Source organism: Desertihabitans aurantiacus (assembly GCF_003344635.1).
Classification (GTDB): Bacteria; Actinomycetota; Actinomycetes; order Propionibacteriales; family Propionibacteriaceae; genus Desertihabitans; species Desertihabitans aurantiacus.
The window spans coordinates 1-4330 of sequence record NZ_QPKK01000296.1 but is presented as its reverse complement, the minus strand read 5'-3'; the positions used below and the strand labels follow the sequence as shown (position 1 = coordinate 4330).

Here is a 4330-nt window from a genome sequence, read left to right as displayed (position 1 = left end):
TGCCGGGCCGGCTCAGCCCAGCCGGTCCAGCGCCCGCAGCGGGGCGTCGGGGTCGCGGGCGTCCCCGTGCTCGGCGGCGTCGCGCCAGGCGAGCCGGCCCGCGGCGTCGACCAGCACGCTGACCCGGCGGGCGCAGCCCAGCTCGGCGTCGAAGGCGTCGTAGGCGCTGGCGATCCTCCCGTGCGGCCAGTGGTCGCTGAGCAGCGGGACGTCCAGCCCGAGCGCGTCGGCGAAGGCGCGCAGGGAGTAGATGGAGTCGCACGACAGCGCCCGCACCGCCCCACCGGCGGCGGCGTAGCGCGGCAGCCGCTCCTGCAGCGCGAGCAGCTCGGTGGAGCAGACCGGGGTGTTGGCCCAGGGGAAGAAGACCAGCAGCACCGGCGACCCGCGCAGCGCAGACAGGGTGTGCGGGCGGCCGTGCTGGTCACGGGTGGTGAAGTCGGGCGCCGGCGCGCCCGACGCGAGCTCAGCGACGGCTGCCCTTGGGGCGTACCAGCTTGCTGGCGGCCCAGTCGTCGGACAGCGCGGCGGTGGTGGTCAGGCTCAGCCCCGCGGTCACCGCACCCTCGGCGATGTCGGCCGGGTCGACGTGGCCGTCGCGGCCCACCTTCGGCGTCATCAGCCAGATGAACCCGGAGTTGGAGAGGTCGGTCAGCGCGTCCACCAGACCGTCGACCACGTCACCGTCGCCGTCGCGCCACCACAGCAGCACCACGTCCACGGCCTCGACGGCCTCCTCGACCAGCTCGCCGTCGATGGCGTCCTCGAAGGCGATCCGGAGGTCGTCGTCCACGTCGTCGTCCCAGCCGAGCTCCTGCACGACCATGCCCTCACGGACGTTCAAGCGGTCAGCCGCGGGAGCCGTCCTGCCCTCCGAGGATCCTGCGTTCGTGGTCACCGACTCTTCCCCTGTGCCTTCCTGGTCCTGCCCACCGGCCGGCGGGCTGTGTGGTGATCAGCGTGCCATGTCGCCGCAGCGGTTGTGAACCACCCCGCTGGCGGGGTGCGCGGGCCCGCCGCGACGGGCGTCCCAGCGGCCGACCGGTTTAGGGATCGTCTGCCGCAGGTGACAAACTGGCCCGCGGTGGTCCCCTACCGGGGACGAGAAAGCACAGCGATAGGAGCCGCCACATGGCACGTCCTGGCGAACGGCCCGGCATCACGGCCGAGGGACTTCCGAGCCAGCTTCCGGACATCGACCCGGAGGAGACCCAGGAGTGGTTGGACTCCCTGGACGGGATGCTGGACGACAAGGGCAAGCAGCGGGCGCGCTACATCATGCTCAAGCTGCTCGAGCACGCCCGTGAGCGCCAGGTGGGCCTGCCGGCCCTGCGCAGCAGCGACTACATCAACACCATCCCGCCGGAGGACGAGCCGTGGTTCCCCGGTGACGAGCACGTCGAGCGCCGGATCCGCGCCTACATCCGCTGGAACGCCGCGATCATGGTCTCCAAGGCCAACCGCAAGGGCCTGGAGGTCGGCGGCCACATCGCCTCCTACCAGAGCGCGGCCAGCCTGTACGAGGTCGGCTTCAACCACTTCTTCCGCGGCAAGGACCACCCGGGCGGTGGCGACCACGTCCTCATCCAGGGCCACGCCTCCCCCGGCATCTACTCCCGGGCCTACCTCGAGGGACGCCTGACCACCGACCACCTGGACTCCTTCCGCCAGGAGGTCTCCCGCGGCCCGGGTAACGGCCTGTCCTCCTACCCGCACCCGCGCTCGATGCCGTCGTTCTGGGAGTTCCCCACGGTGTCGATGGGCATCGGCCCGATGAACGCGATCTACCAGGCGCGGTTCAACCGCTACCTGCAGCACCGAGGCATCGCCGACACCTCCGACCAGCACGTGTGGGCCTTCCTCGGCGACGGCGAGATGGGCGAGCCGGAGTCCCTGGGCGCGATCGGCGTGGCCTCGCGCGAGGGCCTGGACAACCTCACCTTCGTCATCAACTGCAACCTGCAGCAGCTCGACGGGCCGGTCCGGGGCAACGGCAAGATCGTGCAGGAGCTGGAGTCGATCTTCCGCGGCGCCGGCTGGCACGTCATCAAGGTGCTGTGGGGCCGCGACTGGGACCCGCTGCTGGCGATGGACTCCGACGGTGCGCTGGTGAACAAGTTGAACACCACCCCGGACGGGCAGTTCCAGACCTACTCGGTCGAGGACGGCAGCTACATCCGCCAGCACTTCTTCGACGACCCGCGGCTGGCGAAGATGGTCCAGGACATGTCCGACGACCAGATCAAGAAGCTGTCGCGCGGCGGGCACGACTACCGCAAGGTCTACGCCGCGTTCAAGGCCGCCCAGGAGCACGTCGGGCAGCCGACGGTGATCCTGGCCCAGACCGTCAAGGGCTGGACGATCGACGCCCTGGAGGCGAAGAACGCCACCCACCAGATGAAGAAGCTGACCACCGACGACCTCAAGGCGTTCCGGGACCGGCTCTACCTGGAGATCCCCGACTCCCAGCTCACCGACGCCTACAACCCGCCGTACTTCCACCCCGGCGAGGACTCCGACGAGATCCAGTACATGCAGGAGCGCCGCCGTGTCCTCGGCGGCTACCTGCCCGAGCGCCGGGTCAAGCCGAAGGTGCTCAAGCTCCCCGGCGACAAGGTGTACGCGCCGCTGATGGAGCCGATGAACGAGAAGGTCAAGGTGGCTTCCACCCAGGCCTTCGTGCGGCTGCTGCGCGACCTCATGCGCGACCAGGAGATCGGGCACCGGATCGTGCCGATCGCCCCGGACGAGTTCCGCACCTTCGGCATGGACTCGATGTTCCCGACGGCGAAGATCTACAACCCGCACGGTCAGAACTACGAGTCGGTCGACCGCAAGCTGCTGCTGTCGTGGAAGGAGTCCGAGCAGGGCCAGCTGCTGCACGAGGGCATCTCCGAGGCCGGCGCGCTGGCCTCGATGACGGCCGCCGGCACGGCCTACGCCACCCACGGCGAGCCGATGATCCCGGTCTTCCTCTTCTACTCGATGTTCGGCTTCCAGCGGGTGGGCGACTTCATCTGGGCGATGGCCGACCAGCTCGGCCGCGGCTTCCTGATGGGGGCCACCGCGGGGCGGACCACGCTGACCGGTGAGGGCCTGCAGCACGCCGACGGCCACTCCCCGCTGCTGGCGAGCACGAACACCGCGGTGGTGCACTACGACCCGGCCTTCGCCTTCGAGATCGCCCACATCGTCAAGGACGGTCTGCGGCGGATGTACGACTACGACAACCCCGACCACCCGGGTGGGGAGAACGTCATCTTCTACCTGACCGTCTACAACGAGCCGGTGCCCCAGCCGGGGCCGGAGCCCGACGTCGACGTCGAGGGCATCCTCAAGGGCATGCACCTGTACCGCAAGGCCGAGGCCACCGGGCAGAACGCCCGCGCCCAGGTGCTGGCCTCCGGCGTCGCCGTGCCGGCGGCGCTGAAGGCCCAGCGGATCCTGGCCGAGGAGTTCAACGTGGACGCCGACGTCTGGTCGGTGACCTCGTGGAACGAGCTGCGCCGCGAGGGTCTCGAGGTCGACCACTGGAACTTCAACCACCCCGGTGAGGAGAAGCGGACACCCTGGGTCACCTCGAAGCTGCGGGGTGCGGAGGGTCCGCTGGTGGCGGTCAGCGACTACATGCGGGCCGTACCGGACCAGATCCAGCAGTACGTCGAGGCCCCCTGGTACTCCCTGGGCACCGACGGCTTCGGCTTCGCCGACACCCGCGCCGCCGCCCGCCGCTTCTTCCAGACCGACGCCGAGTCGATCGTGGTGGCCACCCTGGCCGCGCTGGAGAAGGAGGGGAAGTACCGCGAGGGCGCGGCCGCCGAGGCCTTCGCGACGTACGACCTGGGCGACCCGACCTCGGCCTACGGCATCACCCAGGAGGGGGCGGGCGCCTGAGCGCAGCCGACCTCCCCGGGCTGCCGCCCGTCGGGAGCCGGGTGGTGGTGCGCCACCGCCGCCCGGAGCCCGGCGCCGAGCCGCCGCTCTCCGACGCCCTCGGAGACCTCGTCGAGGTCTCCGAGGGCGTCCTCGTCGTGCGCACCCGCCGCGGCGACGTCACCGTGGCCCGGGACGCCGTGGTCGCGGTCAAGCAGGTGCCACCACCCCCGGCGGTGCCGTTCGACCCGATGGCGGCCGACGTCGCGGTGCTGCAGCGGTTGGCCGACGCGAGCTGGCCGGCACCGGACCGGGCGGCGCTGGGTGACTGGACCCTGCGGGCGGCCGGGGGCTGGACCCGCCGGGCCAACTCGGTGCTCGCGGTCGGCGCCCCGGGACGCGGCTGGCGGGCGGCGGTCGAGCTGTGCCGGGGCTGGTACGCCGAGCGCGGGCTGCC

At 71.1% G+C, this 4330-nt stretch carries 3 protein-coding genes and 1 pseudogene; 2 read left to right on the top strand and 2 right to left on the bottom strand.

Annotated elements, in window-relative coordinates; translation table 11 throughout:
• Positions 1-12 precede the first annotated feature (12 nt).
• Both DVA66_RS17605 and DVA66_RS17600 read right to left on the bottom strand, forming a co-directional pair.
• Positions 13-447, bottom strand: a pseudogene (locus DVA66_RS17605) (redoxin domain-containing protein); the annotation flags it as partial.
• A gap of 19 nt (positions 448-466) precedes the next feature.
• Positions 467-844: a DUF3052 domain-containing protein gene (locus DVA66_RS17600; RefSeq protein ID WP_269801640.1), complete on the bottom strand. Its 378-nt coding sequence runs from the start codon at positions 842-844 to the stop codon at positions 467-469.
• 287 nt (positions 845-1131) lie between these two features.
• On the opposite strand from DVA66_RS17600, the gene aceE reads away from it, so the two are divergent.
• Complete coding sequence (aceE, locus tag DVA66_RS17595) at positions 1132-3894, top strand: pyruvate dehydrogenase (acetyl-transferring), homodimeric type (protein ID WP_114561221.1); 2763 nt, start codon at positions 1132-1134, stop codon at positions 3892-3894.
• A gap of 44 nt (positions 3895-3938) precedes the next feature.
• On the top strand, positions 3939-4330 hold a 392-nt coding region (locus tag DVA66_RS17590; protein ID WP_456297819.1), incomplete at its 3' end, for a putative acetyltransferase.

What these genes read in the sequence shown, in the direction of transcription:
- aceE (WP_114561221.1), top strand. Translation starts at nt 1,132, where the DNA reads ATGGCACGTCCTGGCGAACGGCCCGGCATCACGGCCGAGGGACTTCCG.